26 protein-coding genes are annotated in these 26,479 nt (G+C 61.9%); 14 read left to right on the forward strand and 12 right to left on the reverse strand.

Annotated elements, in window-relative coordinates; translation table 11 throughout:
- Positions 1–104 precede the first annotated feature (104 nt).
- Positions 105–1,010: a KPN_02809 family neutral zinc metallopeptidase gene (locus tag BLQ01_RS11275; protein WP_091551794.1), complete on the reverse strand. Its 906-nt coding sequence runs from the start codon at positions 1,008–1,010 to the stop codon at positions 105–107.
- A 61-nt stretch (positions 1,011–1,071) separates the two neighbouring features.
- Here BLQ01_RS11275 and BLQ01_RS11280 point away from each other — a divergent pair, with 61 nt between their 5' ends.
- Both BLQ01_RS11280 and BLQ01_RS11285 read left to right on the forward strand, forming a co-directional pair.
- On the forward strand, positions 1,072–2,463 hold the full coding sequence (locus tag BLQ01_RS11280) for a class I adenylate-forming enzyme family protein (protein ID WP_091551796.1): 1,392 nt from the start codon (positions 1,072–1,074) through the stop codon (positions 2,461–2,463).
- A complete protein-coding gene (locus tag BLQ01_RS11285; RefSeq protein ID WP_091551797.1) occupies positions 2,435–3,658 on the forward strand; it encodes a thiolase family protein in 1,224 nt (407 codons plus the stop codon). Before BLQ01_RS11280 ends, BLQ01_RS11285 begins: the two co-directional genes overlap by 29 nt.
- Positions 3,659–3,667: 9 nt before the next feature.
- Here the strand turns inward: BLQ01_RS11285 and BLQ01_RS11290 are convergent, their stop codons facing one another.
- The 3 genes from BLQ01_RS11290 to BLQ01_RS11300 are packed head-to-tail and all read right to left on the reverse strand — an operon-like array spanning position 3,668 to position 5,660.
- Entirely contained in the window at positions 3,668–4,294 is a 627-nt protein-coding gene (locus BLQ01_RS11290; protein WP_091551799.1) for an energy-coupling factor transporter transmembrane component T family protein, read from the reverse strand.
- Positions 4,291–5,028, reverse strand: coding sequence for an energy-coupling factor ABC transporter ATP-binding protein (locus BLQ01_RS11295; RefSeq protein WP_026540649.1), 738 nt, complete (start codon positions 5,026–5,028; stop codon positions 4,291–4,293). The genes BLQ01_RS11290 and BLQ01_RS11295 overlap by 4 nt, the downstream gene beginning before the upstream one ends.
- 14 nt (positions 5,029–5,042) lie before the next feature.
- Entirely contained in the window at positions 5,043–5,660 is a 618-nt protein-coding gene (locus tag BLQ01_RS11300; RefSeq protein ID WP_026540650.1) for a biotin transporter BioY, read from the reverse strand.
- Positions 5,661–5,937: 277 nt separating this feature from the next.
- Between BLQ01_RS11300 and BLQ01_RS11305 the strand changes: the two genes are divergently transcribed.
- The gene (locus BLQ01_RS11305; protein ID WP_026540651.1) at positions 5,938–7,536 is read left to right on the forward strand and encodes an ABC-F family ATP-binding cassette domain-containing protein; all 1,599 of its coding nucleotides are present in this window, start codon (positions 5,938–5,940) and stop codon (positions 7,534–7,536) included.
- A 157-nt stretch (positions 7,537–7,693) separates the two neighbouring features.
- On the opposite strand, the gene BLQ01_RS11310 is transcribed toward BLQ01_RS11305, so the two are convergent.
- From BLQ01_RS11310 to BLQ01_RS11325, 4 genes are read right to left on the reverse strand one after another with little or no spacing between them, the layout of a single operon-like run.
- Positions 7,694–8,179: a YbaK/EbsC family protein gene (locus BLQ01_RS11310; protein ID WP_026540652.1), complete on the reverse strand. Its 486-nt coding sequence runs from the start codon at positions 8,177–8,179 to the stop codon at positions 7,694–7,696.
- Positions 8,163–9,029: an SURF1 family cytochrome oxidase biogenesis protein gene (locus tag BLQ01_RS11315; RefSeq protein WP_026540653.1), complete on the reverse strand. Its 867-nt coding sequence runs from the start codon at positions 9,027–9,029 to the stop codon at positions 8,163–8,165. Before BLQ01_RS11315 ends, BLQ01_RS11310 begins: the two co-directional genes overlap by 17 nt.
- Positions 9,030–9,305, reverse strand: a complete 276-nt coding sequence (locus tag BLQ01_RS11320) for a hypothetical protein (RefSeq protein WP_026540654.1) — start codon at positions 9,303–9,305, stop codon at positions 9,030–9,032.
- Positions 9,302–9,799, reverse strand: coding sequence for a DUF3099 domain-containing protein (locus tag BLQ01_RS11325; protein WP_026540655.1), 498 nt, complete (start codon positions 9,797–9,799; stop codon positions 9,302–9,304). Before BLQ01_RS11325 ends, BLQ01_RS11320 begins: the two co-directional genes overlap by 4 nt.
- Before the next feature lie 153 nt (positions 9,800–9,952).
- On the opposite strand from BLQ01_RS11325, the gene BLQ01_RS11330 reads away from it, so the two are divergent.
- The 3 genes from BLQ01_RS11330 (at position 9,953) to BLQ01_RS11340 (ending at position 13,318) form a co-directional block, all read left to right on the forward strand.
- Entirely contained in the window at positions 9,953–10,678 is a 726-nt protein-coding gene (locus tag BLQ01_RS11330) for a beta-ketoacyl-ACP reductase (RefSeq protein ID WP_026540656.1), read from the forward strand.
- A 116-nt stretch (positions 10,679–10,794) separates the two neighbouring features.
- Positions 10,795–11,547 carry an SDR family oxidoreductase gene (locus tag BLQ01_RS11335; protein WP_026540657.1) on the forward strand — a complete coding sequence of 251 codons (753 nt, stop codon included), beginning with the start codon at positions 10,795–10,797 and terminating at the stop codon, positions 11,545–11,547.
- A gap of 277 nt (positions 11,548–11,824) precedes the next feature.
- Positions 11,825–13,318: a sugar ABC transporter ATP-binding protein gene (locus tag BLQ01_RS11340; protein ID WP_254779377.1), complete on the forward strand. Its 1,494-nt coding sequence runs from the start codon at positions 11,825–11,827 to the stop codon at positions 13,316–13,318.
- Positions 13,319–13,391: 73 nt separating this feature from the next.
- Here BLQ01_RS11340 and BLQ01_RS22640 read toward each other — a convergent pair whose 3' ends face one another.
- Together BLQ01_RS22640 and serB are read right to left on the reverse strand one after the other, a co-directional pair.
- Positions 13,392–13,988, reverse strand: coding sequence for a hypothetical protein (locus BLQ01_RS22640; RefSeq protein ID WP_245232860.1), 597 nt, complete (start codon positions 13,986–13,988; stop codon positions 13,392–13,394).
- Between the two features lie 299 nt (positions 13,989–14,287).
- A complete protein-coding gene (serB, locus tag BLQ01_RS11350) occupies positions 14,288–15,181 on the reverse strand; it encodes a phosphoserine phosphatase SerB (protein WP_026546795.1) in 894 nt (297 codons plus the stop codon).
- Between the two features lie 110 nt (positions 15,182–15,291).
- Between serB and BLQ01_RS11355 the strand changes: the two genes are divergently transcribed.
- The 5 genes from BLQ01_RS11355 (at position 15,292) to BLQ01_RS11375 (ending at position 19,286) form a co-directional block, all read left to right on the forward strand.
- A complete protein-coding gene (locus tag BLQ01_RS11355) occupies positions 15,292–16,089 on the forward strand; it encodes an ABC transporter ATP-binding protein (protein WP_026540661.1) in 798 nt (265 codons plus the stop codon).
- 6 nt (positions 16,090–16,095) lie between these two features.
- On the forward strand, positions 16,096–16,881 hold the full coding sequence (locus BLQ01_RS11360) for a sulfite exporter TauE/SafE family protein (protein ID WP_026546796.1): 786 nt from the start codon (positions 16,096–16,098) through the stop codon (positions 16,879–16,881).
- 7 nt (positions 16,882–16,888) lie between these two features.
- Positions 16,889–17,698, forward strand: a complete 810-nt coding sequence (locus tag BLQ01_RS11365) for a TrmH family RNA methyltransferase (RefSeq protein WP_091551801.1) — start codon at positions 16,889–16,891, stop codon at positions 17,696–17,698.
- Between the two features lie 142 nt (positions 17,699–17,840).
- On the forward strand, positions 17,841–18,098 hold the full coding sequence (locus BLQ01_RS11370; RefSeq protein WP_017200906.1) for a type B 50S ribosomal protein L31: 258 nt from the start codon (positions 17,841–17,843) through the stop codon (positions 18,096–18,098).
- Between the two features lie 87 nt (positions 18,099–18,185).
- Positions 18,186–19,286: a lipoate-protein ligase LplAB gene (locus BLQ01_RS11375; RefSeq protein WP_254779379.1), complete on the forward strand. Its 1,101-nt coding sequence runs from the start codon at positions 18,186–18,188 to the stop codon at positions 19,284–19,286.
- A 12-nt stretch (positions 19,287–19,298) separates the two neighbouring features.
- Here the strand turns inward: BLQ01_RS11375 and pepN are convergent, their stop codons facing one another.
- Both pepN and BLQ01_RS11385 read right to left on the reverse strand, forming a co-directional pair.
- Positions 19,299–21,905, reverse strand: a complete 2,607-nt coding sequence (gene pepN, locus BLQ01_RS11380) for an aminopeptidase N (RefSeq protein ID WP_091551804.1) — start codon at positions 21,903–21,905, stop codon at positions 19,299–19,301.
- A 4-nt stretch (positions 21,906–21,909) separates the two neighbouring features.
- Positions 21,910–22,959: a YeiH family protein gene (locus tag BLQ01_RS11385; protein WP_091551805.1), complete on the reverse strand. Its 1,050-nt coding sequence runs from the start codon at positions 22,957–22,959 to the stop codon at positions 21,910–21,912.
- Positions 22,960–23,070: 111 nt separating this feature from the next.
- Here BLQ01_RS11385 and BLQ01_RS11390 point away from each other — a divergent pair, with 111 nt between their 5' ends.
- Genes BLQ01_RS11390 through BLQ01_RS11400 form a run of 3 tightly spaced genes read left to right on the forward strand, consistent with a single transcriptional unit; the run spans position 23,071 to position 26,457 of the window.
- Positions 23,071–24,627 (forward strand): circularly permuted type 2 ATP-grasp protein, encoded by a 1,557-nt coding sequence (locus BLQ01_RS11390; RefSeq protein WP_091551807.1) that lies wholly within the window; start codon positions 23,071–23,073, stop codon positions 24,625–24,627.
- Between the two features lie 55 nt (positions 24,628–24,682).
- Complete coding sequence (locus BLQ01_RS11395) at positions 24,683–25,609, forward strand: alpha-E domain-containing protein (RefSeq protein WP_026540668.1); 927 nt, start codon at positions 24,683–24,685, stop codon at positions 25,607–25,609.
- The gene (locus BLQ01_RS11400) at positions 25,606–26,457 is read left to right on the forward strand and encodes a transglutaminase family protein (protein ID WP_026540669.1); all 852 of its coding nucleotides are present in this window, start codon (positions 25,606–25,608) and stop codon (positions 26,455–26,457) included. The genes BLQ01_RS11395 and BLQ01_RS11400 overlap by 4 nt, the downstream gene beginning before the upstream one ends.
- Positions 26,458–26,479 lie beyond the last annotated feature (22 nt).

Here is a 26,479-nt window from a genome sequence, read left to right on the forward strand (position 1 = left end):
TCACCAATATTCACCCGCCAACGGCGGGCATAAGGAAGGGTTCCGGGCCAACAGCCCGGAACCCTTCTTTTAGTCTTTCAACTTTTCCCTGAACCGCCTCACCGCTAAGGTGCGGCCACACCAAACGTGTCGCACTTGTTGATGTCGCCAGTGGTGTACCCCTGATAGAACCACTTCTGGCGCTGCTCACTGGAGCCGTGCGTCCATGATTCAGGAGATACCCGGCCGGTGGCGGCCTCCTGGATCCGGTCATCGCCTACCGCGGAGGCGGCGGACAAGGCATCCTGCAGGTCTTGTTCGGTCAACGGATCAAGGAAGGGCTTGCCGCTGGCATCGGTCTGCGTGGTGGCATGCCGGACCCACAAGCCCGCGTAGCAGTCTGCCTGGAGTTCAACACGGACCGCTCCCGATTGCGGACCCTGGGGATCCTGCTGGGCCTGGTCCAGGTTTCCGAGGATGTTCTGGATGTGGTGTCCGAACTCGTGGGCTACTACGTATTCCTGCGCCAGTGGCCCTCCGGAGGAGCCAAAGCGGGTCACCAGTTCATCGAAGAATCCCGGATCAAAGTAGGCGGTAGTGTCCGCCGGGCAGTAGAAGGGGCCAACTGCACTGGTAGCTGCACCACAGCCTGTGTTGGTGGCCTCGCTGAAGATCACCGTCTTCGGCCGTGGGTACTGGACGTTGTAGTCCGACAGGTAGCCAGGCCAAAAAGCATTGAGGCTGTTCACCGTACCGGTGATCCGGCAGTCGAGCCGCTTGTCCGCGTCGGCACCGGACTGGCATTCCTGTATGCCGCCGGCTCCCTGGCTGCCGCCATCGACGGCGGGAGGCTGGGTTCCGCTTCCCGTCAGATCGCCAAGGATATTGGGATTGATACCGAAGAGTGCCAGGAGAAGCACCACGATTCCGCCGCCAATACCACCGCCGATCTTGGTCCCGCGGCCCATTCCACTGCCGCGTCGGTCCTCCACTTGGGAGGGGTCAAGCTGTGCGCCGTCATTGAAACTCATACAGTCAGAATAGACGTCACTATTGGTGCCCGGTGCCCGACACTGCCGTAAAATTGTGTGGATGCCTTTCCTGGACAAACTTCAGCACTGGGCCGACGAGCGCCCCCACGACACCGCCGTGGTGGTGGGCAACGACCGGCTCACATGGGCGGACCTCCGGGACGCCGCAGCAGCGCTTCTGCGCGCCGCGACCTCCGCTACTGTTCTCGCCGAACCCAACTCTGTGCGCTTTGTGGAGCGCTACGCAGCTGCCGTCGCGGGGGAGCGGTGCTGTGCTGTGCTGGACCCCGAATGGCCAGCGCCGATGATCGATGACGTTTCCGCACGCATACCCGGAACCACCACCCCGGTTGTGGCGGAACTGCTGGATGGCGATCCGTCCAGCACCTTCCTGATCGGCCTGACGTCCGGGACCACTTCGGTTCCAAAGGCCTTCACCAGGTCCCGCCGATCGTGGCAGGTTTCGTTTGAGGCATCCATCGAGTTTTTCGGCCTTTCGCAGGATGATCGGACCCTTGCGCCGGGACCCCTTTCAGCCAGCCTTAACCTTTACGCCCTTTCGGAGTGCCTTTACGCCGGCGCAGCCTTCCACACGCTGGAGTCCTTCGACGTCGGTGATGCCCACGCTGCCATCAGCCACGACGGCATCACCCGCCTTGTCCTGGCCCCGACGGCCTTGAGGTTGCTCAGTGAACGGGGAATTGCCGGGGACGTTGATGCGTCCGGTATCCGCAGCATCATCTGCGCTGGATCCAAGCTGGATGCCCGGACCTTGGAAGCTGCCAGGCGGTGGGCACCCCGGGCGGCCATCCATGAGTACTACGGCGCTTCCGAACTGAGTTTCGTCTCCGGTACCCGCCTGGCAGCCGGGGAACCTTTGGATGCCGGCGGGACAGGCATCGGTTTGCCTTTTCCGGGGGTTGAACTGGCGATTTTGGACGACGCCGGCAAGCATCTTCCGGAGGGGTCGCACGGCAACATCAGCGTCCGCAGCGGAATGGTGAGCAACGGTTACCTGTGGGGAGACGACGGTCAGGCACTAAGGTGCCTCGATGGCTGGTACACCGTAGGGGACCAGGGGTTCCTGGAGCAGGGCATCCTGCACATCCTTGGCCGCCGTTCGGACATGATCATTACGTCGGGGAAGAATGTCTACCCTCACGAGGTGGAGCTGGCAGTGGCATCCGTTCCCGGTGTGGACGGTGCGGTTGCCGCCGGGGCACCTGACGATATCCGCGGCCAACGCGTCGTCGCCGGCGTCGTTCCCGCTTGCGGTCCGGTCACCGCAACCCAGCTCCGCACAGGCCTGGATGGCATGTTGGCACGGGACAAATGGCCCCTTCAGTATTACTTGTTGGCGGAGTTGCCGCTGACCGACCGGGGCAAAGTAAGCAGGAAAGTCTTCCTGGACTGGGTCAAGAATCATGACCCGCGGGCTCAGCTTCTTGGATAGCGCCGGCGGTCCATCCTGGCAAGCCGGGGAGTCCCGTCAGCCCGTCATCATCGCGGCGCTTCGGTCTCCGATTTGCCGGGCCAACGGTCAGCTGAGGGATCTCCGTGCACCGGACCTCCTGGCACCGGTGCTTGCTTCCCTGGTGGAAACAACAGGTGTGGACCCGGCGGACGTGGACGATGTCATCATGGGCAACGCCGTGGGCGGCGGCGGAAATGTGGCCAGGTTCGCTGCCCTCCAGGCCGGTCTGCCCGTAGGCGTTCCCGGCATCACCATTGACCGGCAATGCGGATCGGGCCTGGATGCGATTGCGCTGGCATCCCGGTTGGTCGCGGCCGGCGGTGATCCGCTGTACTTGGCCGGAGGGGTCGAAAGCATCAGCACTGCCCCGGCCAGGGCAAACAGAAACCACGACGGCGGACTCGACTTCTACTCCAGGGCCAGCTTTGTGCCACCACAGTTTGGCGACCCGGACATGGGTGTCGCTGCAGAAAATGTTGCCCGCGAGTACGCGGTGACAAGGGAGCAACAGGATGACTACGCGCTCCGCAGCCATCAACGTGCCGTAACAGCGGCCAACGAAGACAGGTTTCGTGGCGAGATAGTTCCGCTGGGGGCCAACGGAACTGTGGTGGATTCCGACGACGGTCCACGGGCTTCCTTGCGGGCGCCCCTGATGGGCAGGTTTCCTGCGGCATTCATCCCAGGAGGGACCGTCACCGCAGCAAACTCCTGCTTCGACGCGGACGCAGCATCCGGCGTCGTCATCACTTCACTTAAACGTGCCCGCGCACTGGGAGCGCGGGACGGACTGCTGGTGCTGGGCTGCGACACTACCGGAGTCGATCCGCAACTCCTTGGCATCGGGGCCGCGCACGCTGCCGAACGACTTCTGGCCCGCCACGACGTAGCCGCTGCCGACGTTGACCTGATCGAGTTCAACGAAGCGTTCGCATCACAAACCATCGCTTGCTTGAATCACCTGGGTATTGATCCTGCCAGGGCCAACCTCGACGGCGGTGCGCTGGCACTCGGTCACGGCTACGGCGCTTCCGGTGCAGTCCTGGTAACCCGGTTGCTGGCCCAAGTACGGAGAGGGTTTGCCTGCCACGGGCAAAGCCCACTGACACTGGCCATGATCAGCGGTGCAGGCGGTTTGGGCACCGCTGCGCTCATGCAATACTCCCGGCTGTAGCCCCGCCCGTCAGTCGCTTTCGGGTTCGCCCAGTCCCCGGGCGGCCAAGGCGTCGCCGGTTTGCCGGGCGTACGCCACGGTGGTGATGAAGACCGGGAGAACCAAGGCGCGGGGGTTGCGTTCCAGTCCACGGGCCCTTGCCGAATCCCGCACGTCCGAGAAAGCGCCGGCAATGAAGGGGATGCTCCTGAGCATCACGGCAATCGTCAAAGCGAACCGTTCGGGGTCGGCGCCGAACCGCCGGAACGGCTTTGCCACAGCAACCACGCCATCCAACAGGTCCTGGACGGGGGTTGTGGCAGTCAGCACCGAAGCTGCCACGACGCACACCAGCACGTTCAGCACGATGCGGGCCGCTGTGGGACCTCCAAGTTGCCACCACTGGAAAAGGCCGATGACCAAAAGGATGGGCATCACCAACCAGATGGCCTGCAGGAGACGCCGTAGGCCCGCTCCGCTGAGAAGGAACAGAGCGCACATCACGGCGAAAATCACCAGCGACACCGCCCAATCCACTATGAGGAAGGACGCCGCTCCGCACCCTGCCACCACCAGGAACTTCAGCCAGAGCGGAGTTCTGTGGATGATGGAGTTGCCGCGGACATAGTTCGCGATCAGGAAGCCATGGCCCCTCATCTGGAAACGTCACCCAGCCGCGCTCCGGGCAGGGGAGTTGCACACAGCGCCCGGTAGAAGGCGACGCCGCCGGCGGCATCGCCGTCGAAAACGATCCGCCCGGATTCCACCACCAGTACCCGGTCCATGTCCAACGCCAGGTCGAGATCGTGAGTGGACATGATGACCTGTTGGTCCAGGCCGGACACCGTACGCCGCAGGAGTTCGCGGTTCCTGAGGTCCAGGAGGGTGGATGGCTCGTCGAGGACCAGGACGGCGGGATCGACGGCAAGGACTGCCGCCAAGGCCAGCAACTGCCTTTCACCACCGGACAGTTCATAGATGCTCTGATCGGCCAGATGCAGCAAGCCGAAGCGGTTCAGGACTGCTTCGGCCCGGGCTGCCCGCTCCTTGGAGTTCCTGATGGAACGGCGGAGGGAAAGTTCAACATCTTCCCTCCCGGTGGGCATCACCAACTGGGACAGGGGATCGGTAAAGACGAAGCCCACATTGCCCCTGACCCGACGGACATCGGCGGCCGTGTCGTTACCGTGGACCTTGACGTTGCCCTCGGTCGGCCCAACCAGGCCATTGACCAGCCGCAGCAGGGTGGACTTCCCGGATCCGTTGGCACCGATCACTCCGATCCGGCGTTCGGTCAGATCAAGGGAAAATTCGTGCAGCAGGGTCTTGGGCGTGTCGCTGCCATCGACAGCGACACGTACCGAAACCCCGGTGAAACTGATGGAATCCATGGAGATTGTTCCGATTACTTGACCCGGCGAACCAGGACATCCGGGAAGGCCTTGTGAATAGCCATGGCGATAATGACGGCCAGGACATTCTTAAGGATATCGCCGGGGACAAAGGGGATGTCGGCGAGGAAGGCTTTGGTGAAGTCCAGCTTGGCATTGACCATCATGCCCAGGACGCCCAGTGCGTGGATGACCACGATGCTGCTGACCATGGTGGCGCCGAAAAGCCAGAGAGCCCGGAATTTGACCGTTCGCCGGATGACGATCGCCGCGAGGTAGCCGGTTGCGGCTGCGGCCAGCGGGAAGGCAATGATGTAGCCGGCTGAGGGAGTTGCCAGGATACCGAGGCCGCTGCGGCCGCCACTGAAGATCGGCAGGCCTGCCAATCCCAAAAGGACATAAAGCCCGACGGCGGCGAAACCGCGCCCGGCGCCGAGCACCAGGCCGCTGAGCATCACTGTCAGGGTCACTAAAGTGATGGGTACGCCGAGGGCACCTACCGGGATGCCTGGAACGATCGCGGACGCCGCCACCAAGGCTGCGAAGACGGCGATGAGGCCCAGGTCAGTAGCGGTCCAGCGTTTCCGGGACATGGGTTTCTTCTGCGCTGGGGCAGTGTTGGTCTGGCTCATTGTGGGTCCAATCGGGTGTGGTGCGAGGCGATGACGGTGTTGCTTTTCCCCTGTCCTTGACAATACGGACGCAGCGGAGCCGGGTTTTTGGAGCCTTTCCACAAAGCCGGCCAGGAATTGTTTGGCCCTGGACACAGTTTCCCCTGCAGGGGCCGATGTCAGCCTGCGCCCCGGGTGCCGGTAGACTTGAACAGGCTGTTCTCACAGCCGCATCCCGCCGCACTTAACGGACCCGCCGGTCCCCGCGAGCGTTCCCCATTGAAAGGCATCACCCGAATTGATTACCGTCCAGGACCTCGAACTCCGCGCCGGCGCCCGCCTGCTCATGGACCAGGTCAACTTCAGGGTGGACAAAGGGGACAAGATCGGTCTCGTCGGACGCAACGGAGCCGGCAAGACCACCCTTACCCGGGTCCTCGCCGGCGAAGGCCTTCCCGCAGGCGGCAAAGTCACCCGATCCGGTGAGATCGGCTACCTTCCCCAGGATCCCAGGACCCCGGACATGGAGCAGCTTGCCCGCGACCGCATCCTGTCAGCGCGCGGCTTGGACGTAGTGGTGGGAAAGCTCAAAAAAGCCCACGATGACATGGCCAGCGACGACGCTGCCGTTCAGCGTAAAGCCATGAACCGCTATGACCGCCTGGAAGCTGAATTCCTGGCCGGTGGCGGCTATGCTGCCGAGGCCGAAGCCGCGGCGATCTCCTCCAACCTCGCGCTGCCTGACCGGCTGCTCAACCAGCCGTTGAAGACCCTTTCCGGTGGCCAGCGCCGCCGTGTCGAATTGGCACGCATCCTTTACTCCGATGCCGAAACCTTGCTCCTCGATGAGCCCACCAACCACCTTGATGCCGACTCCATCACGTGGCTGCGCGACTTCCTGAAGAACCACCAAGGCGGCTTGATCGTGATCAGCCACGACACCGAACTGCTCGAAGCCACAGTGAACAAGGTCTACCTTTTGGACGCCAACCGCGCCCAGATCGACTACTACAACATGGACTGGAAGCGTTACTTGCTCCAGCGCGAAACGGACGAGCGCGCCCGCAAGCGTGAACGCGCCAACGCCGAGAAGAAGGCCCAGGTCCTGATTGACCAGGCCAACAAGATGCGCGCCAAGGCCACCAAGGCCGTCGCCGCCCAAAACATGGCCAAGCGTGCTGAGCGGCTCCTCAGCGGACTGGAAGCTGTTCGCGAAAACGACCGCGTGGCCGCACTGCGTTTCCCGGACCCCTCTCCCTGCGGCAAGACCCCGCTGACCGCGGAGGGTTTGAGCAAGTCCTACGGTTCACTGGAAATCTTCACCGACGTGGACCTGGCCATCGACCGCGGTTCCAAGGTAGTCATCCTGGGCCTCAACGGTGCCGGCAAGACCACCCTGCTGCGCATGCTGGCCGGCGTCGATAAACCGGACACGGGCGACATCATCCCTGGGCATGGCCTTAAGGTGGGCTACTACGCCCAGGAACATGAAACGCTCGACGTCGACCGCACCGTCCTGGAAAACATGCGCTCTTCAGCGCCGGACATGAAGGATGCCGAAGTACGTGGCATCCTGGGCTCATTCCTGTTCTCGGGCGACGACGTCGACAAGCCCGCCGGTGTTCTTTCCGGTGGTGAAAAAACCCGTCTGGCCCTCGCCACCATCGTGGCATCCAGCGCCAACGTCCTCCTCCTCGATGAGCCCACCAACAACCTGGACCCCGCCAGCCGTGCGGAAATCCTGGGCGCACTCAAAAACTACAGCGGCGCCGTCGTCATGGTCAGCCACGACGAAGGTGCTGTGTCCGCACTGAACCCGGAGCGCGTTGTGTTGCTGCCGGACGGCGTAGAGGACCACTGGAACGAAGACTACCTGGACTTGATCACGCTGGCGTAAGCCTGCTTGCGTCCGCTGCGCGGTGTTGTTGCGTCCACTTCTTGCGTCCGCTGCGCGTCGCGCTTGATGTGCCGCGTGCTCGCTCGTTCCTCGCTTGGACGCACGCTGCGCACATCAACCGCGTCGCTTTGCTCGCGGGCAGGTCACCTCATGCGAGTTATCGGACCTGCAGGGGTTCGGCGGCGGTAATGCGTGCCAGTTCTTCGTAGCTGATGGAGAACATTGAATTGTGGTCTCCGGCTCCGGCCCAGAGGACAGGGTGTTCTTGGAGTGAGATGTCCAGGACGGTGCGCAGTTTCCTTGGGTGGCCCACTGGCGCTACTCCGCCTACTTCCTGACCGGTATGTACCAGCACGAAATCCGGTGTGGCGCGGCGGATCTTGCCTGTGCCCAACTGGGCTGCAACCAATGCCGTATCAACCTTGGCCGCACCGCTGGCCAGGATCAGCAATGGTTGGCCGTCCAGCTCAAAGACCAGGCTGTTGGTGATTGCCGCGACCTCACAGCCCAGGACAGCGGCAGCGGCGGCCGCCGTCGGGACCTTGTCCTCGAAAGTGCGGACTGTGTCAGGAGCTCCGGCGTCGGTCAGGGCAGACCGGACGTTCCGGACAGGATCAAGAGAAATTTCAGTAGCCTTGGGCATCCAGGATTGCGTCTTCCTCTTCTTCGGACGTAGCACGCTTATTTTTCCGCAGGGCGGGCGCGCGCTTCTTGGGCGTTCCCCCTGCGGCAATAATCTGCTCGTCCTCTTCCTCTTCGGCGTCGATGGCCGCGTTGCGGGCTTGTTGCCGCGCTGCATACCCGAAACCGATGAACATCAGGACGCCAAAGGCGAACCATTGCAGGGAATAGGAGAGGTGTGTCCCCTCTTCGGTGGCCGGCTTGGGGAACGGAGTGGGCATTGGCTGCACCGCGGGATCTTCGCTGGCCAGCTGCCCGTAGGCTCCCGTGGCAATGGGGTAGGGGAGTTCCCCGGCAAAACTTGCCAGGTCAATGGATGCCAGCTGCCCGTCCACAGCTCCACGGTCCAACTTGGGTTCGGCCGGTTTCAGCCGGGCTATCACGGTGACCTCGCCCGTTGGCGGTGCCGGAATGACGTCGGGGCGGCCGGGGGTGTTGTTCCCAATGGGCAGCCATCCACGGTCAATGACGACTGCTTCGCCGGTTGTGAGCCGGAAGGGGACCACGACGTCGTAACCTGGCTGGCCGTTCAGCGGACGGTTCCTGACAACGCGCTGGCCTTCGAGGTCGTAGCTGCCCCGCAACTGAACCTGGGTCCATTCACGCTCAGGATCCAAGGCGTTGAACTGGCCCTTGATTTCCGTGTAGGGGATTGGGGTGGCCGAGTAGTTGCTGACCACGCGATTGATCTCGGCCAGGGTCTCGGCCCGGCGGTCCATCTGCCAGCGGCCCAGGAAAACGCAGGCCGTGGCAAAGACGACAGCCAGAACGAAGTACCCCAGCCACTTGCTGGAGAAGAGAAAGCGGTACATTCAGTCGGCCTCGTTCAAAACTGCTTGGCCGGCCGAAAACGGAAGGGTCTCTTTCCACAGGCCCCGGGTGGTCAGATACTCCTCCAGCCACTCGCGGTGGTCTGTGCAGGAAAGCCAAACCTTGCGCCGATCCGGTGTGTGGATCCGCGGGTTGTTCCACAAGAGCTGCCACTGGGCCACCACACGGCACCCTTTGCGGGAGCACACCTCAGGCGCCAAAGCCCGCCCGGATTCCCCGGTGGCTGCACCCAGGCCGCCAAGATTGAAGATGTTCATGAAGCCGCCCGTTCATCGCCGGTGTGTCCGGCCTCGCTTGCAGGGCCCGTTGGGGGGCCGTCTTGTTGCCATGATGGTTCGTCATCGACCAACTCGCCTTGGAGAACCTCAGGTCCCTCTGCCGCCGGTTCTTCCGAGGGGGAGGAACGCTCGATTTCAGGGACTGCCACGTAGTCCAGCAATGATTCGCTATGGTCCTCGGCCTTGTCATTGCCGTTGGCGATGACAACGGCAATCCAAGGAAGGAAAACAGCGCCCGCGATCGCAATGATCTTGAACCAGCCATCCACCACGAAAATCAGGACGATGCAGACCATGCGGATACCCATGGCCACTGCATACTTGATCATGCGCTCACGCATGTCCTCGGAGTGGGCAGCGGCGGCATCTGTGATGCTGTGGACTTCGGGCTCGCCGGAAAAAGCGTCCGGTTCCCCGGGCACTTGCTGCAGGGGACTGTTTTCTCGTGTCACAACTGAATCATCACGCTCCAAAGGCCTCTCCCAATTCTCTCACCAAGGCCGTGACGACCCAAACCGCGCAGGTTGGGGGTAAGCCATGGGTTGGGATGGCCGGCGGATAAGATCGACACAGGAAAATCCCCCTTCAATGCGGCATGTTGTTGCCGCGGAACCTGGAGCCAAAGCATGTCTGAAGCAGTCACAACCGGCCGCAGCGTCCTGATAACCGGCGGCAACCGTGGCATTGGCCTGGCCATTGCGGAATCGTTCCTCGCCAACGGCGACAAGGTAGCCGTGACCTACCGAAGTCAAACAGAGTTGCCTGAGGGCATCCTGGGTGTCCAGGCCGATGTCACGGACGAGGCTTCCATCGACGCCGCGTTCAAAATCGTCGAAGATGCCCACGGACCCGTTGAAGTACTGGTTGCCAATGCAGGCATCACCAAGGACACGCTGCTGCTGCGCATGAGCGAAGATGACTTCACGTCGGTCCTGGACACCAACCTCACGGGCGCCTTCCGGGTTATCAAGCGGGCATCCAAGGGAATGATCCGTCTCCGCAAAGGCCGCGTGGTCCTCATTTCTTCGGTCTCCGGCCTCTATGGTGCACCCGGCCAGATCAACTACTCTGCGTCAAAGGCAGGCATGGTGGGAATCGCACGCTCCCTCACGCGCGAACTTGGCAGCAGGGGAATTACCGCCAACGTCGTGGCACCGGGCTTTATCAATACCGACATGACCGCAGAACTGCCTGAGGACACCCAGAAGTCCTACCTGGCCAATGTTCCCGCGGGCCGTTTTGCGGAGGCCTCCGAAGTTGCTGATGTAGTTCGCTGGGTTGCCAGCGATGAAGCCGCCTACATCTCAGGAGCCGTTATCCCGGTTGACGGTGGCCTGGGTATGGGTCACTAGGACACTAGCCTCAACCGCAGTTTTTGTCCGGGGCCCACAACCTGATTCAACCTTGCCGCTGGCATGATGGAAGGTGAGGCCACGGAATTTGGATGATCTGAACAAAAGGAGCATGAATGGGAACGCTGGATAACAAGACCGCCATCGTCACGGGGTCTTCCCGTGGAATTGGTGCCGAAGTTGCCAAGATCCTTGCAGGCGAGGGCGCCGCCGTCGTTGTTAACTACCGTCAAAAGGCGCCGCGCGCCAACAAGGTGGTGGCCGGCATCCAGGAAGCGGGTGGCCGTGCAGCTGCCGTGGGCGCCGACCTCACCACCGATGAAGGCGTGCACGCCCTGGCGAGCAAAGCCATGGAGGAGTTTGGTTCCCTCGATGTCCTGGTGCTGAACGCTTCAGGTGGCATGGAATCAGGCATGGAGGAGGGTTATGCCCTCAAGCTCAACCGCGATGCCCAGGTCAACATGCTTAATGCAGCGGTACCGCTCATGCCTGAGGGCTCGCGCGTCGTCTTCGTTACCAGCCACCAGGCGCACTTCGTGGAAACTGTTCCCACCATGCCTGAGTACGAGCCGGTCGCAAAGAGCAAGCGCGCCGGGGAAGACGCACTGCGGGATTTGATTCCCCACCTTGCGGACAAGGGCATCTCGTTGGTGGTCGTTTCCGGTGACATGATCGAAGGCACCGTAACGGCGACCCTGCTGGACCGTTCCAACCCGGGAGCCATCGAAGCGCGCCGGGCCGAAGCCGGCAAGCTGTACTCCGTGGAGGAGTTCGCAGCCGAAGTTGCCAAGATGGTCACTGCGGACGTCGAATCCGGGCACACCGAATATGTTGGTGGTGCAGACTACTTCGGCAAAACGGCCGAATAGCGACCATCTGACCTGCTGTGGCCCCGGACCTTCGTCCAGGGCCACAGCTGTTTAACCATCAAAACGGCGAAGGTGCCCACGCTCGTAAAGTGTCAGTTTGATAAATTGTTCGAATTTTCGCGTCACGAATTGGGCTTAACTGTTTTGCAAATTCGACTTTGCATTAAGGGAATCCTTCTGGTTGACTCTCCAAGGCAGCCTCGCACGTAGTTGTCAGCACATTGCATAATCCACAATGGGCGGGTTTGTGCATGCATTAGGAGCTTCTTTGGATCTGTTGTTACATGCTGATGATATTCACGCGTCGTACGATCAACGCCGCATCCTCAAAGGTGTTGGCCTTTCAGTGCATCGCGGCGAGATCCTGGGGCTGATTGGAACCAACGGCGCAGGTAAGACCACCCTCATGGGCGTCCTGGCAGGATCCCTCAAACATGACCAGGGCCGGATCACGCTTGCCGGAGAGAAGTACGCGCCGGATTCGATCGCAGAGGCACAGGCCTGCGGAGTAGGGCTTATTCCCCAAAACTTCCACATAGATCCGGACCTGACCATCACGGAGGCCATTTTCCGCGGGACCTTCCAGTCAGGACGGCCACATGGGGAACTCCGCGGCCAAGCCGCCAAGCTGATCCGGGACATCGGGATCACCCTGGACCCTGATGCGAAGGTCGGCACACTGATACGGGCAGAGCAAGCCTTGGTGGAAGTCCTCCGCATGGTTGCCGAGGAAGCCCAGCTGGTCATCATGGACGAGGCAGCCGCGTCCCTTCCGGACCACGACGTCGCAGTCCTGCACCAGGTTCTGAGAATGCTGACAAGGCAGGGCCGGGCGATCATCTACATCACCCATCGCCTGGACGAAGTCCGCTCCATTGCCCATCGCATCGCGATCCTCCGCGACGGCAGAGTTCACAAGATCGTGGAAGCCAGCAAAACCGACGTCGACGAACTTGCCTTCCTCCTATTGCAGCAGGAACTCGAGCGGATTGCCCGGCCTACAGGTCCGGCCGCCGGGGAAGAGGTCCTGCGGATCTCCAACCTCGGCGTGGGGGAAAACGTCCGTGATGTGAGCTTCAACGTGGTCAAGGGTGAAATTTTCGGCCTCGTGGGAACCCACAGATCCGGCGTCTACCAACTCACGGAGGCACTGGCCGGGATCCACCCCTGCACCTCGGGGACGATCCACGTGAAGGGAAACCAGGTCCAGATCCGCGGGCTCCAGGATGCACGGCGGCTGAAGATCGGCTATTCGCCGGACACGGCCGACACCTTCGCTTCAGGGACCAGCATCGCCGATGGGCTGTATCAGGGCAAAGCCCCGGGTGCTGCAAGTCTCCAGGACGAAATCACCCACCTACGGGGCGTGGCTGACGTGGTGCACCGCATGCGCATCAACACCACCAACATCCAAGGTGCCCTCACCACCCTTTCCGGAGGCGACCGCCAGAAAGTGGAGCTTGCCCGATGGATCTCCACCGATTGCGATGTCCTGATCCTCAGCCATCCCAGCCGCGGGATCGACATCGGTGCCAAGGAAATCGTGTACAAGATGCTGACCCAGCTCAGCCAAACCGGGGTTGCCATCATCCTCCTGTCCTCGGACCTGTCCGAGATGGTCAACTGGTGCCATCGGATTGGCGTCATGCGGGACGGGGAGCTTGTCACCATTGAGGCCAACGCCAACACCAACGAGGATGTCCTGGTGCACCACATGCTGGGCGTCAAGTTCGAATCGGGCGGCCGCGAGGCACGAAGGGTGAAAGTCTGAGGAGTCCGGCAAATTGGACGAAGAAGGGCGGCCGCGATGATCGCGGCCGCCCCTCACTGTTAACACCTGGAGATCAGATGGCGACAGCCTTGGCGATGTTATTGAGCTTGTGGCGTGCCAGCGCCAGGTTCGCATAGGTCCGGTCCAGCACCAGATAAACGAAAAGTCCCTTGGACCCCGCCGAATTCAGGACGTTGATCAAGTGGTATTGCGTATCCAGGGTGATCAGCACGTCCTCAATGTTGCTGTCCAGGCCGAGGTCGGCCATGGTCCGCAATTTGGAGCTGACGACGTTCGAGTTGCCGGCTGCGGCAACTCCCAGGTCGAAACCCGGGTTTCCGCCCTGCGCCAGCGCCATTCCACTGGTGTAGTCAACAATGGCTGCACCCGTAGCACCTTCGATGGACAGCAGTTGCTTGGTAGCTTCGTCAAGTGAGCTCATAATCAGTTCTTCCTGTTCTGTAGTGCCATCACTGGCGGCCATGAAATAAACCGACGGAATTTCCTGGCCAGGAGGTATCGCAGGGCCGGAGTCCCATTGGTTAGGAGCCATTCCCGTTGCCACCGCATCAGGGTGACGCTCACGGATGATCTCGTGGAGGGGTGTTGGCAGGGATTCAAATTCCTCGCTGCGTTTCCACCATTTCCACGTACGCTCCGAACGGTTCACTTACCGACCCTGCTCTTCCGTCATTCAGGACTGCCGCATGTTCACGGATTTCCATGTCGAGCTTTTACTTTACACAGCATTTGCCCGAAAAATGGCATGACTATTCAATTCCGGAAGGAGCTCCGTCCATGAATGGGCTTTTAATGACGATTTGATAAATAGTCGGAATAATAGCGTCACGAAATAGGCATTGTTGTTTCGCATCAGGAACACAAGACAGATACCCGTGGGCACACCAAAGACACCCGCGGCCGTAAGCGGGTTGGCCGGCATTCAAACCGGCTCAGTGAGAGCGGGTGTCAGACGTTGGCGATGTGCCGGACGGCGTCGAGATAGGGCATGTTGATGGCAGCGTCCGCTACTGCCCGAACAGCAGGCTTGGCATTGAAAGCGATTCCGATCCCTGCCGCACTGAGCATGTCCAGGTCATTGGCGCCGTCACCCACTGCGATGGTGTGCTCGAGGCTGATTCCTTCGGCAGCTGCCCACTCACGCAGGTACTTCTCCTTGGCTGCCCGGTCAATCACGGCGCCAAGCACCTTGCCGGTCAACACGCCGTCGACGATTTCAAGCTCGTTGGCGATCCAGTGGTCCAGCCCGAGTTCCTCGGCAATGGGACGAAGGATCTGGTTGAATCCGCCGGACACCACCGCCACAACGTGCCCGGCTTCCTTGAAGGCAGCCACGAGCTCTGCAGCGCCAAGGCTGAGGCGCACCTCCTGGCGGACGGACTCGACGACGTCCATGGGCAGCCCGGCGAGCACGGCGACGCGGGCGTGGAGGCTCTGGGCAAAGTCCAGCTCGCCGCGCATGGCGGCCTCGGTCACTGCGGCCACTTCCTCCCGTTTACCGGCATGCGCGGCCAACAGTTCAATGACTTCCTGCTGGATCAGCGTCGAATCCACATCCATGATCAGGAGCTTCCGGGAAGCCTGGCGCAGTTCTTCAGGAACAATCGCAGTATCAATGCCGGCGCTGGCTGCCGCAGCAACGTTCCGGCGAACGCCGGCAAGATCCACCAACGCCTCCGAGCCCGCAGCGAGGCCTGCCGTAACGACACTGAAGCGGTGGTCGCCGCTATGTGATTCCGATGACACTGCGGCGCCGGCGTCGGCAAGTACCTTCCGAAGGTTCACAAGGGATTCGGGGGACAAATGCACGCCATAGCTGACCGCAGCCAAGTTCGAAGTCATGGCCTCAATCCTACTGAGCACAGCACAACCACCCGAATTCGTTTCGGCCGGTAACACAGAAGGGCGACCGGTTATCAGTCATATGGTTTTTTGTCCTAGTGTCTACTGCTATGAGTGATGTTCTGGAATTGGCTTCCGTCAGCGTTGTCCGAGGCAAGAAGACCCTGCTGGACAAGGTTGACTGGCAGGTCAACGAAGGGGAACGCTGGGTCATCCTGGGACCGAATGGCGCCGGAAAGACCACGCTTCTCCAGATAGCCGCAGCCCGGCTCCACCCGAGCAGCGGAAAAGCCGGGATCCTGGATGAGGTCCTGGGTCGTGTTGATGTTTTCGAACTGCGCCCCCGCATCGGGTTGTCTTCGGCAGCACTTGCGACCCAGATCCCCGAGCATGAGAACGTCCTCAACGTGGTGGTCACCGCCGCCTACGGCGTGACCGGACGCTGGCGCGAGGGTTACGAGCGCGACGACGAGCGGCGCGCCTTTGGCTTGCTGAACGACTGGGGGATGGGCCCGCTGCTTAACCGGACCTTTGCCACCTTGTCCGAGGGCGAGCGAAAGCGTGTGCAGATTGCCCGCGCCCTCATGACCGACCCCGAACTACTGCTTTTGGATGAACCGGCCGCGGGCCTGGATCTGGGCGGCCGGGAGGAACTGGTGCACAAGCTTGGTGAGCTGGCCAGCGACGAGGCGGCTCCCGCGATGGTCCTGGTGACCCACCACCTTGAGGAAGTGCCGCCGGGATTCACCCATGCCATGCTGCTCCGCGAAGGCGGCGTGGTGGCCGCTGGTCCCATCAAGGAAGTTCTCACGGACGAACACCTCAGCGAGACCTTCGGCCTGCCGCTGGACGTTTCAGAAAACGCGGGACGCTACACCGCCACTGCCCGCCGCTTGCCGACCCGATAGTCATCAATGGAAATCCTTAGCAGCATCCTGGTCTTTTTCGCGGGCTTGTGGGCCGGCACCATCAACGCGGTGGTCGGTTCCGGCACACTGGTGACTTTCCCTGTCCTCATTGCCATTGGCATCACACCCGTGGTGGCGTCCATGAGCAATGCCATGGGCCTTGTTGCCGGCACAGCGGCGGGCGCCTGGGGTTACCGCCGCGAGTTGGCCGGCAGGGGACGGCAGCTGATGAAGTTGCTGCCGGCCTCGCTGCTGGGCGGCATCACCGGCGCATGGCTCCTGCTGCACCTACCGGAGAAGGTCTTCCACTACGTTGCTCCCGTCCTGTTGGTCATGGCCCTGTTGATGGTGCTGTTCCAGCCCAAACTGCAGGCCTGGGTCCGCAGCCGGGAGCAAAACCCGGAACATGCCATCCGGGATCGCAGCCATGGAATCCTCTTGGTTGTGCTCGTCTATCTTGCCGGCGTCTACGGTGGCTACTTTGTGGCGGCACAAGGGATTTTGCTGGTAGGCATCCTTGGCGTGTTCCTGAGCGGAACAATGCAAAATGCCAACGCCATGAAGAACATCCTGGTGCTCGGCGTAAATATGGTGGCAGCAATCTCCTACCTGATCTTTGCTTTCGACCGCATCGAGTGGCTGGTGGTTCTCCTCATTGCCGTGAGCTCCACAATCGGCGGTTTGGTAGGTTCAAAAGTTGGCCGGAAGTTGTCCCCGCGCGTCCTCCGGGCCGTCATCTTCACCCTTGGCATCGTGGCCCTTGGCTTCATGATCGCCAACCTGATGAAATAACCGCCCGGTGGCTTTCCACTATCTTGAGTCCGCGGATGATCCACGCGTGACGGACTACACCACTCTTACTGATGTGCACCTTCGGAAGCTTCGTGAGCCTGAAGAAGGCATGTACATCGCCGAGTCTTCGAGAGTTTTACGCAGGGCACTGGCCGCCGGACACCAGCCCCGATCCTTTTTCCTGGCGGAGAAATGGCTGGAAGACCTCGAGGACGTTTTCCAGGCATATCCGGACGTTCCGGTGTTCATCGGCAAGGCGTCCCTGCTGGAAGAAATCACCGGATTCCACCTGCACCGTGGTGCCATGGCAGCAATGCACCGGCCGGCCCCTGTTCCACTGGAGACACTGCTGGCCAGCGCCCGGCGCGTCGCTGTCCTCGAAGACATCGTTGACCACACCAATGTGGGGGCAATTTTCCGGTCCGCCGCAGCACTGGGGGTGGACGCTGTCCTGGTGTCCCCACGGTGCGGAGATCCCTTGTACAGGCGCAGTGTCAGGGTCAGCATGGGCACGGTCTTCCAAGTTCCCTGGGCCAGGCTGGAAAGCTGGCCGGATGACCTGTTCCGCCTCAAGGAGCAAGGCTTCACCATTGCCGCAATGGAACTGACTGAAGGTGCGTTGGATCTGGACGACCTGGCCACAAGGGAGTACTCCAAACTGGCTTTGGTGCTTGGCACGGAGGGCCCCGGCATGAGCCAGGACACCCTGGATGCTGCAGACCTGGCAGTCAAAATTCCCATGCGCGCGGGCGTTGACTCACTCAACGTTGCTGCCGCCTCGGCAGTGGCTTTTTGGGAACTCCGTCCGCGCGACTGACAGCGGTTCGTCCGGCCGTGCGGTTTCCGCTATGATTGGTTGTTGGCCCGGCAGCTGGAATGTCCGCATTGCAGCAACCAGACCACCTCCATTCATACCTGGCAGCTGGCAAAATCCAGCTGCGTGAACAAAAGGTCCCATTATGAAGTCTGATATCCACCCGAAGTACGAAGCAGTTGTTTTCAACGACCTGGCTTCCGGTACGCAGTTCCTGACCAAGTCCACCGTGTCTTCCTCGAAGACCATCGAGTGGGAAGACGGAAACACCTACCCGGTTATCGACGTCGAAATCTCGTCGGAGTCCCACCCGTTCTACACGGGCAAGCAGCGCATCATGGACTCCGCTGGCCGCGTCGAGCGCTTCAACGCCCGCTTCAAGGGCTTCGGCGGCAAGAAGTAACCCACTTCACCCCAAGGCTTTTCACAGCCCGCATTGCTGGATTCTTCGGCAATGCGGGCTTTTGCGTTTTCCGGCAAGATGGACACCATGACTCCCAGCCCTGATCAGCACCCAGCCATCAACGACGCCGACACCCGCCTTCACGGCGAATACAAGGTTCCCGGGGGCAAACTGGTGGTGGTTGACCTGGACGTGAGCGAAGGGAAATTCACCAACGTCTCCCTCAGCGGCGACTTCTTCCTGGAACCGGACGAGGCATTGGAGGACATCAACACGGCACTGACCGGTCTTCCGGACAGCTCGACGGCCGCAGACATTGCCGCAGCGGTCACTGCGGGGCTGCCCGGGGACGCAGTACTGTTCGGCTTTTCTGCAGAAGCCGTGGCTATCACCGTCCGGCGGGCACTGTCCAAAGCCACCAGCTGGGGAGACCACCAATGGGAAGTCATCCCGCCCTCCGTGCTGCCCACCCAGGTAAACGTCGCACTGGATGAGGTCCTCACCGAGGAGGTGGGCGCGGGGCTGCGCAATCCCACGCTGCGCTTCTGGGATTGGGAAGAGCCGTCGGTGGTCATTGGCAGCTTCCAGTCAGTGCGTAATGAGGTGGACCCTGAAGGGGTTTCCCGGTACGGCATCAACGTGGTCCGGCGCATCAGCGGCGGCGGCGCCATGTTCATGGAAGCCGGCAACTGCATCACCTACTCGCTCTACCTGCCACAGACACTGGTGGACGGCATCAGTTTTGCCGATTCCTACGCTTTCCTGGACGCTTGGGAGATGGCGGCCCTGGAGAAATTGGGGATCGCCGCTTTCTACGTTCCCCTCAATGACATCGCCACCGATCAAGGAAAGATCGGGGGCGCTGCACAAAAGCGCCTCGCGAACGGGGGCATGTTGCATCACGTCACCATGAGCTACGACATCGATGCAGACAAGATGGTGGAAGTCCTGCGCATCGGCAAGGAAAAACTCTCCGACAAAGGCACGCGCAGCGCCAAGAAGCGCGTTGATCCGTTACGACGCCAAACGGGGCTTGCCCGGGCAGCCATCCTTGAAGCCATGCAGGAGGTATTCATGGAACGGTATGGCGCCCTCGAGTCCCGCCTCACCGAGGCTGAGCTCGGTGAGGCGAAGAACCGCGTGGAGGCGAAGTTCGGAACCGAAGAGTGGTTGAACCGGGTTCCGTAGCTGCCGACAGGCCTAAGCCGGGGCGGCTTGCGCCGTGAGCGCCCGGGCCAAGTGGCTTCTCTGCTCGATGACGATACGGCGCAATGCCCGGGGAGCGTCACTGTGGTCGGTCAACCATGTGTCCGTGCGTACCAGGACCGGGTGCTCCGAAGGCTGCATGCCTTCCGCCAGGTCCTGTGCCCCCGGGAACAGTCCGCGCACAATCCTGCCGGCTATCTCGATGCTGCGTTCGGCCCACACCCGTTCAAGGCATTCGAAGTAGGGTTCCACATAGGGTTCCAGAAGGGACGCCGGTCCCGTCATGAAGCCACCGATCGTTGCGCTCAGGATTTCGTTGGAAAGCCCCGTGCTGTTGACCGTGGAATCCCAGGCGGCTGCCTTGGTTGAGGCGTCGGGAATGGATGCCGCAGCAAGGGCATGGCCCTCCCTTCCGGATGCCGTCTTGTCTGCCTGCAGTTCCCGGTCCAATTCGGCCCGGGACGCCTGGCCGTGGGCTGACAAAGCCTGCCAGAAGCTCCAACGTAGTTCGGCATCGACAGCCAGTCCTTCAATGACGACGCTGCCGTCCAGGATTCCCCGGAGCAAGGGGAGTTCGCTGTCCCCGTGCCGGGATACCTCCGCCAAGGTCCTTGCCCAGGCGAGCTGATGGTCGGAGCCTGGATCTGCGGCCTTCATCCTGTCAGCGGCCACCGAGAGGAAATCCTTGCGCACCCCTTCCCGGCCGGCTGCAGGAACGTAGCGTTCAATGGCGGCAGAAGCGTTGCCCAGCACGTTCAACAGGACCCCGATGCCGGTCTCATCAGAGGCAAACTGCTCCACAGCCGCCACATAGCGCACGGCAGGCGTCACCCCGTCACGCGCGGAATCCCACAGTGCAGTCCAGCAGAGGGCGCGGGCCATGGGATCGCTGATTTTTCCAAGCGAGGCCCGGACAGTGTGTTCGGAACCGGGATCGAGGCGGACCTTGGCGTAACTCAAGTCATCATCATTGACCAAAAGCAAAGCAGGACGGCGTTTACCGTTCAACTGGGGCACCAGGGTACTGGGGCCGGTTACGTCGACCTCCAGGCTCTCGGAACGCACGAGCAGGCCTGAAGCATCAGCGTCGTACAGGCCCAGCCGCAACCGGTGCGGACGGAGTACTTGGTGGCCCGTGATGGGGTCGATGGCATCCTGCCGGAGCGTCACGGCACCAAGGACGCCGTTGTCGTCCACGATCTCCGCCGAAATGGTCGAGATACCGGAGGTCTGCAGCCATTGGCCGGCCCACTGGCCGAGATCCCTGCCGGACGCGGCGCTGAGGGCCAGGAGCAGATCCTGCAGGGAAGTATTCCCGAACTCATGATCCCGGAAATACTGGCGGGAGCCGGCAATAAAAGCATCAAAGCCCACGTAGGCCACCAGCTGCTTCAGGACCGAAGCACCCTTGGCGTAGGTGATTCCATCAAAATTCTGCTTTGCCGCTTCGAGGTCCGGGATGTCGGCCACAATCGGGTGCGTCGTGGGCAACTGGTCCTGGACGTACGCCCAGGCTTTACGCTTGTTCGCGAAGTTCACCCATGCGGTGTCCCAATCGGTGGCACGGTCCACGCCAAGGGTGCCCATGTAGTCGGCGAACGACTCCTTCAGCCAGAGATCGTCCCACCAGTGCATGGTCACGAGGTCGCCGAACCACATGTGGGCCATCTCATGCATCAGCGTGTTGGCCCGGGCCTGGTACTGGGCGTCAGTGGCCCGGGAGGCGTAGACATACTTCTCCGTGAAGGTCACCAGGCCGGGGTTCTCCATGGCTCCGAGGTTGTACTCGGGCACGAAAGCCTGATCGTATTTTCCCCACGGGTAGGGGTAGTCGAAGAGATCGTTGAAGAAGGCAAGCCCACTCTTTGTCAACCCGAACAGTTCGTCCGCGTCGAAGGACTCCGCCAAAGAGGCCCGGCAGAAAAGCGCCAGCGGCACCTCAAGCCGGGTGCCGTCGTCGAGCGTTGCTCCCCAGTGATCCGTGGCTTTGAAGTAGGGGCCAGCGAGCACAGTGGTGATGTACGTGGACATGCGTTTGGTGGTGGCGAAGTCCCAGCGGGCGGCGCGGGCGTCTCCGCCCTCCGGGGTGCGGGATTCCTCCACCCCGTTGGACGCGACTTCCCAGCCTGCCGGGGCGATCACATGGAAAGTGAATTCGGCCTTGAGGTCCGGCTGTTCGAAGTTGGCGAAGACCCGCCGGCTGTCTGCGGGCTCGTATTGCGTGTAGAGGTAGCACTGGCCATCAGCGGGATCGACAAACCGGTGCATGCCTTCACCGGAGCGGCTGTACAGGGCAGTGCCGGTGACGGTGACGGTGTTCTCGGCCGCCAGTCCTTCCAGGACTATCCTGTGGCGGTCCACGACGGACCCAACGTCCAGGGGTTGGCCGTTGAGGATCACGGACTGTACGCCACCGTTGATAAAATCAAGGAACGTCGCCGAACCCGGCATCGCTGAAAAGGTGATGGTGCTGGTACTCGGGTACCCGGGGACGGCGGGATCTTCCGCGTCGCGGACATCGAGGGTGACGTCGTAGCTGTGGGTGGTGATCAGGGCTGAACGGGTGGCGGCTTCATCGCGCGATAGATTGTGATTCGACACACAGCTATCTAATCATGATCAAAGCGGCCCCCAGGCCCAGTGATGCGATGAGCAGCCACGAGCCCAAAGCGACCAGGACGGCACGACCACCGGTATGGATCAGGGTCCTGATGCGGACCGCCGAGCCCAGTCCGAAGAGGGCTGTTGCCAGAAGGATGTCCTGCACCGCCGCAGCGCTCTCCAAAACAGCCGGCGGGGCCCAATCCAAGGATCGAACAGCCACCATGGCGAGGAAACCCACCACGAAGAGGGGGACGATCGGGGGAAACCTGCCATCCGTGCTGCCCGACCCGTCCGTGGCGCCGCTGGCGCGCTCACGGAGGTGGAGTATCCGTTGGTGCAGCCCGGCCGTGGCGGTTATCGGTGCCAGCAGGACAACCCTGGTCAATTTCACGACGACGGCGATCGCCAGTGCGGAGGTCCCTGCGGTTTGGGCGGTGGCCACCACCTGGCCAACGTCATGGACGGACGCACCGGTCCAGGCACCAAACTGTTCAGGAGACAGGCCAAGAGGGTGCATCAGCAGCGGCAGCACGCCAATGGCCAACGTGCCGCAGAGGGTTACCAGCGCTACCGGCAGGACGGTGTCCTGGTGCCTGATCCGCCGTACAGCCGCCATGGCACCGATGGCCGAGGCACCGCAGATGGAAAAACCCGTGGCGATCAACAAAGCCGCCTCACCAGGGAGACGCAATAGACGCGCAAGGCCATACGTGCCGGCGAAACTCATCAGAACCACACCTGCAATCAGCAGCAGCGCCAGCCAGCCCAGTCCCAGGACATCGCCCATGCTGACTTTGAGTCCCAGCAGGACAATCCCTGCACGCATGAGGTGTTTCCCCGCGAAGTCCAGTCCAGGCCGGGCGCGCCCCGCGGTCAGGACCGCCGTGCCCGGTATATTTGCTGAGAGCAGGCCCAAGGCAACAGCGAGCGTCATGGCGGGAACCGCCGGAACCACCGTGTGGATTGCGAAGGCAAGACCCGCAGCGGCGACGCTCAGGACCAACCCGGGCCCCAGCCGGGACAGCTGGGGCGCAGGACTGTTGAAGGGCATGCCTCAACCCTGCCGGATGAGGGCACGGAAAGGCGAACCGGGAGCATCCGGAAACCGCGACACAATCAGTGCGTAATGCGCTCGACTCAAAAAGGTGATTACCTGAATCCCATGTCTGACCTATTCCAGGATTACTCCGAGGCCGCTGCGCGCAGCGGCGCCTATGACGAGATGTTTGCCCCCGGCCACATTGCCAGAAAATCCTACGGTCAGGTTTCCGGCGCCTTGCGGGAGCTGTCCCTGGCCGATGTGACGGCCCGTGCAGACTCCATGGCCCGGACGTTCCTGGACCGCGGAGTCACCTTCGACTACGCGGGGGAGGAGCGCCCGTTCCCCTTGGACATTGTGCCCCGGGTCATTCCCGCCGATGAGTGGAATGTCCTGGAGCGCGGCGTGGCCCAGCGGGTCAAGGCACTGGAGGCGTTCCTTAATGATGTCTATGGCCGGATGGCCGTAGTGACAGACGGGGTGATACCCCGGCAGCTGATCACCACCAGCGCCCACTTCCACCGGGCAGTCCACGGTTTCGAACCATCCGGTGGTGTCCGCGTCCATGTATCAGGCATCGACGTCGTCCGTGACGCTGCCGGGACCTTCAGGGTGCTCGAGGACAACGTCCGGGTTCCCTCCGGCGTCAGCTACGTCCTGGAGAACCGAAGGGCCATGGCCAAGGGCCTGCCCGAGGCTTTCGGCCAGCAGCACATCCGCCCCGTGGAAGAGTATCCACGGCGGCTTCTTTCAGCACTTCGCAAGACTGCACCGGCGGGCGTGGACGATCCCACAGTGGTGGTCCTGACGCCGGGCGTTTTCAACAGCGCCTACTTTGAGCACACGCTCCTTGCCGGTCTCATGGGCGTTGAACTGGTGGAAGGCCGTGACCTCATTTGCCGCGGCAACCGTGTCTACATGCGGACCACCGCGGGTGAACAGCGAGTGGACGTCATCTACAAGCGCATCGACGACGACTTCCTGGATCCCCTCCAGTTCCGTTCCGACTCCATGCTCGGATGCCCCGGGCTGGTCAACGCGGCACGCGCCGGGGGAGTGACGATAGCCAACGCTGTAGGCAACGGCGTAGCTGATGACAAGCTCGTGTACAGTTACGTCCCTGACCTGATCCGGTACTACCTTCATGAAGAGCCGATCATCGCCAACGTCGACACTTTCCGGCTTGAGGAAAAGGAAGCCAGGGAGCACGTGCTGGACCGCCTCGACGAACTGGTGGTCAAGCCTGTTGATGGTTCAGGAGGCAAGGGGTTGGTCATTGGACCTGATGCCACCAAGGACGAGCTTGATGCCCTGCGTAAACGGGTCATCGCCGATCCCCGCGGGTGGATCGCCCAGCCGGTCCTGCAGCTGTCAACCGTGCCGACGCTCTCCGGGGACAAATTTGGTCCCCGCCACGTGGACCTGCGGCCCTTCGCAGTCAACGACGGCGACGACGTCTGGGTCCTGCCCGGCGGCCTCACCCGGGTGGCCCTGAAGGAAGGTTCCTTGATTGTGAACTCCAGCCAGGGCGGCGGTTCCAAGGACACCTGGGTCCTGGCCGACTCGCCGAAACTTCCCGCCGAGGTCATCCCACGCCAGTCTGTCACGCTCCGCGAACAAGTATCCGTGTGGCCCGTGGAAAGCAACTGGCGTGACCGCCAAACGGAGCAGCAACAGTGACCCCGCTCCACCACCACTTGAACTTCGACCTGCACCACTCGAAGGAGGCAGTTCCATGCTGAGCCGTATTGCTGAGTCTCTCTTTTGGATCGGACGCTACGTAGAACGTGCCGACGGCACGTCCCGGATCCTTGACGTCCACCTCGAACGGCTGAACCACCTGCCCCTTGAGGAGCAGCGGAGCGTGGCCAGGGAACTCCTCGCCGTCATGGGTGCCAAGCCCCAAAGCGAGGATTTTGGCCTTCCTGAACTCCTTCATGCCCTGGCTTATGACAAGCAGAGCGCTTCTTCCATAGCCGGCTCCCTCGGTGCAGCACGCGAGAACGCGCGGCGTGCACGGGAAACCGTCTCGCAATCCCTGTGGGAAAGCCTCAACACCACCTATTACGGCCTTAACCAGCACCGCAAGGACGTTGTGGGAACCTACCGTTTCTGCAATTGGGTCCTGGAGCGGACGGCCATGGTCCGGGGACTTGCGGACACCACCGTCAGCCACGACGAGAGCTGGTTGTTCATGGTTCTTGGCCGTTCCCTGGAGCGGGCAGACATGACTGCCCGCATGCTCTCTACGAGGGATGTCCAGTCCGCGGGAATGTCCTGGGTCAACATGCTCCGGTGCGCCGGGGCCTACGAATCCTTCATCCGGACCCGCAGGGCCGCATTCGGAGACCAGCACGCAGCTGAATTCCTCCTTCTGGACCGGTTGTTCCCGCGGTCCATCGTCTACGCGCTGCGTGATGCCGATGAGTGCCTTGCCAAGCTGGATCCATCAGCACAGCGTGTGGGCTTCATCAATGATGCCCGTCGAATAGTTGGCCAGGCCCGCACGTTCCTTGAGTTCCACCGCACAGACGATCTCATGTCGGAGCTGCCCGAGCACATGGAACGTGTGCAGAAGGCCGTGACGCAGGCGTCCGATGCGATTTCCCGTAAGTACTTCAATCAGGCTGATGAGCACGCCTGGGTGGGAGAAGTTTCATGACCCGGCTGAGCATCGTCCACAAGACGGCCTACAAGTACAACCGCCGCGTGACGTTGTCCTACAACGAGGCCCGGATGACCCCATTGACCGACGGCCAGCAAGTGGTCCTCGAGTCCTCCTTGAAGGTCTCGCCCAACCAAGCGTCCGTCAGCACGTACCGTGACTACTGGGGTACCCGCGTCACGGCGTTTGATATGCAGATGCCGCACGAGAGCCTCGAAGTCCTCGCCACAGCCACCGTGGAAGTTCACCGCACCGAACGCGTGGCAGTGGAGGACGACATCGTCGGGTGGGACGTCATTGCCTCGGACAAGGTCCAGGACGACTTCAGCGACTGGCTGCCCCAGTCCAGGCTCAGTGGGCCCGGAGAAGAAGTCCTGGGCATTGTCCCGGGCGTTGTCGAAGGAAAGAATCCCCACGAGGCGGCCTTGGCCGTGTTCGCCTGGATGGCCGGGGAAATGACCTACATGAAGGGTTCCACCGGCGTCACCACCAACGCCGAGCAAGCATGGTCCCAGCGCCAGGGCGTATGCCAGGACCTGGCGCATTTGGCTATCGGGGCCCTGCGTTGCAGCGGCATCCCTGCCCGCTATGTTTCCGGGTACATCCATCCCAGGTCCTCGGCGGACATCGGCGAAACCGTTGCAGGGCAGTCGCACGCGTGGCTGGAATGGTGGGATGGGGAATGGCGCAGCTGGGACCCCACCAACCACAAGCCTGCAGGTGACTACCACGTCACTGTGGCCCGCGGACGTGACTACCGCGATGTTCCCCCGTTGAAAGGCATCCTGTCCGGAGGTGGAGGTTCGGGACTCTCCGTATCAGTGGAGATCACCCGCCTGGCCTAGGCGTTGAATCGCACAGGAATGT

It is taken from the genome of Arthrobacter sp. UNCCL28, from assembly GCF_900102805.1.
Taxonomy (GTDB): Bacteria; Actinomycetota; Actinomycetes; order Actinomycetales; family Micrococcaceae; genus Arthrobacter; species Arthrobacter nicotinovorans_A.

What these genes read in the sequence shown, in the direction of transcription:
- BLQ01_RS11320 (WP_026540654.1), bottom strand. Translation starts at nt 9,305, where the DNA reads ATGAACATCTTCAATCTTGGCGGCCTGGGTGCAGCCACCGGGGAATCC.
- BLQ01_RS11375 (WP_254779379.1), top strand. Translation starts at nt 18,186, where the DNA reads ATGACTCCCAGCCCTGATCAGCACCCAGCCATCAACGACGCCGACACC.
- BLQ01_RS11330 (WP_026540656.1), top strand. Translation starts at nt 9,953, where the DNA reads ATGTCTGAAGCAGTCACAACCGGCCGCAGCGTCCTGATAACCGGCGGC.
- BLQ01_RS11290 (WP_091551799.1), bottom strand. Translation starts at nt 4,294, where the DNA reads ATGAGGGGCCATGGCTTCCTGATCGCGAACTATGTCCGCGGCAACTCC.
- BLQ01_RS11275 (WP_091551794.1), bottom strand. Translation starts at nt 1,010, where the DNA reads ATGAGTTTCAATGACGGCGCACAGCTTGACCCCTCCCAAGTGGAGGAC.
- serB (WP_026546795.1), bottom strand. Translation starts at nt 15,181, where the DNA reads ATGACTTCGAACTTGGCTGCGGTCAGCTATGGCGTGCATTTGTCCCCC.
- BLQ01_RS11300 (WP_026540650.1), bottom strand. Translation starts at nt 5,660, where the DNA reads ATGAGCCAGACCAACACTGCCCCAGCGCAGAAGAAACCCATGTCCCGG.
- BLQ01_RS11295 (WP_026540649.1), bottom strand. Translation starts at nt 5,028, where the DNA reads ATGGATTCCATCAGTTTCACCGGGGTTTCGGTACGTGTCGCTGTCGAT.
- BLQ01_RS11360 (WP_026546796.1), top strand. Translation starts at nt 16,096, where the DNA reads ATGGAAATCCTTAGCAGCATCCTGGTCTTTTTCGCGGGCTTGTGGGCC.
- BLQ01_RS11400 (WP_026540669.1), top strand. Translation starts at nt 25,606, where the DNA reads ATGACCCGGCTGAGCATCGTCCACAAGACGGCCTACAAGTACAACCGC.
- BLQ01_RS11285 (WP_091551797.1), top strand. Translation starts at nt 2,435, where the DNA reads ATGACCCGCGGGCTCAGCTTCTTGGATAGCGCCGGCGGTCCATCCTGG.
- BLQ01_RS11335 (WP_026540657.1), top strand. Translation starts at nt 10,795, where the DNA reads ATGGGAACGCTGGATAACAAGACCGCCATCGTCACGGGGTCTTCCCGT.
- BLQ01_RS11395 (WP_026540668.1), top strand. Translation starts at nt 24,683, where the DNA reads ATGCTGAGCCGTATTGCTGAGTCTCTCTTTTGGATCGGACGCTACGTA.
- BLQ01_RS11310 (WP_026540652.1), bottom strand. Translation starts at nt 8,179, where the DNA reads ATGCCCAAGGCTACTGAAATTTCTCTTGATCCTGTCCGGAACGTCCGG.
- BLQ01_RS11280 (WP_091551796.1), top strand. Translation starts at nt 1,072, where the DNA reads ATGCCTTTCCTGGACAAACTTCAGCACTGGGCCGACGAGCGCCCCCAC.
- BLQ01_RS11390 (WP_091551807.1), top strand. Translation starts at nt 23,071, where the DNA reads ATGTCTGACCTATTCCAGGATTACTCCGAGGCCGCTGCGCGCAGCGGC.
- BLQ01_RS11315 (WP_026540653.1), bottom strand. Translation starts at nt 9,029, where the DNA reads ATGTACCGCTTTCTCTTCTCCAGCAAGTGGCTGGGGTACTTCGTTCTG.
- BLQ01_RS11370 (WP_017200906.1), top strand. Translation starts at nt 17,841, where the DNA reads ATGAAGTCTGATATCCACCCGAAGTACGAAGCAGTTGTTTTCAACGAC.
- BLQ01_RS11385 (WP_091551805.1), bottom strand. Translation starts at nt 22,959, where the DNA reads ATGCCCTTCAACAGTCCTGCGCCCCAGCTGTCCCGGCTGGGGCCCGGG.
- BLQ01_RS11355 (WP_026540661.1), top strand. Translation starts at nt 15,292, where the DNA reads ATGAGTGATGTTCTGGAATTGGCTTCCGTCAGCGTTGTCCGAGGCAAG.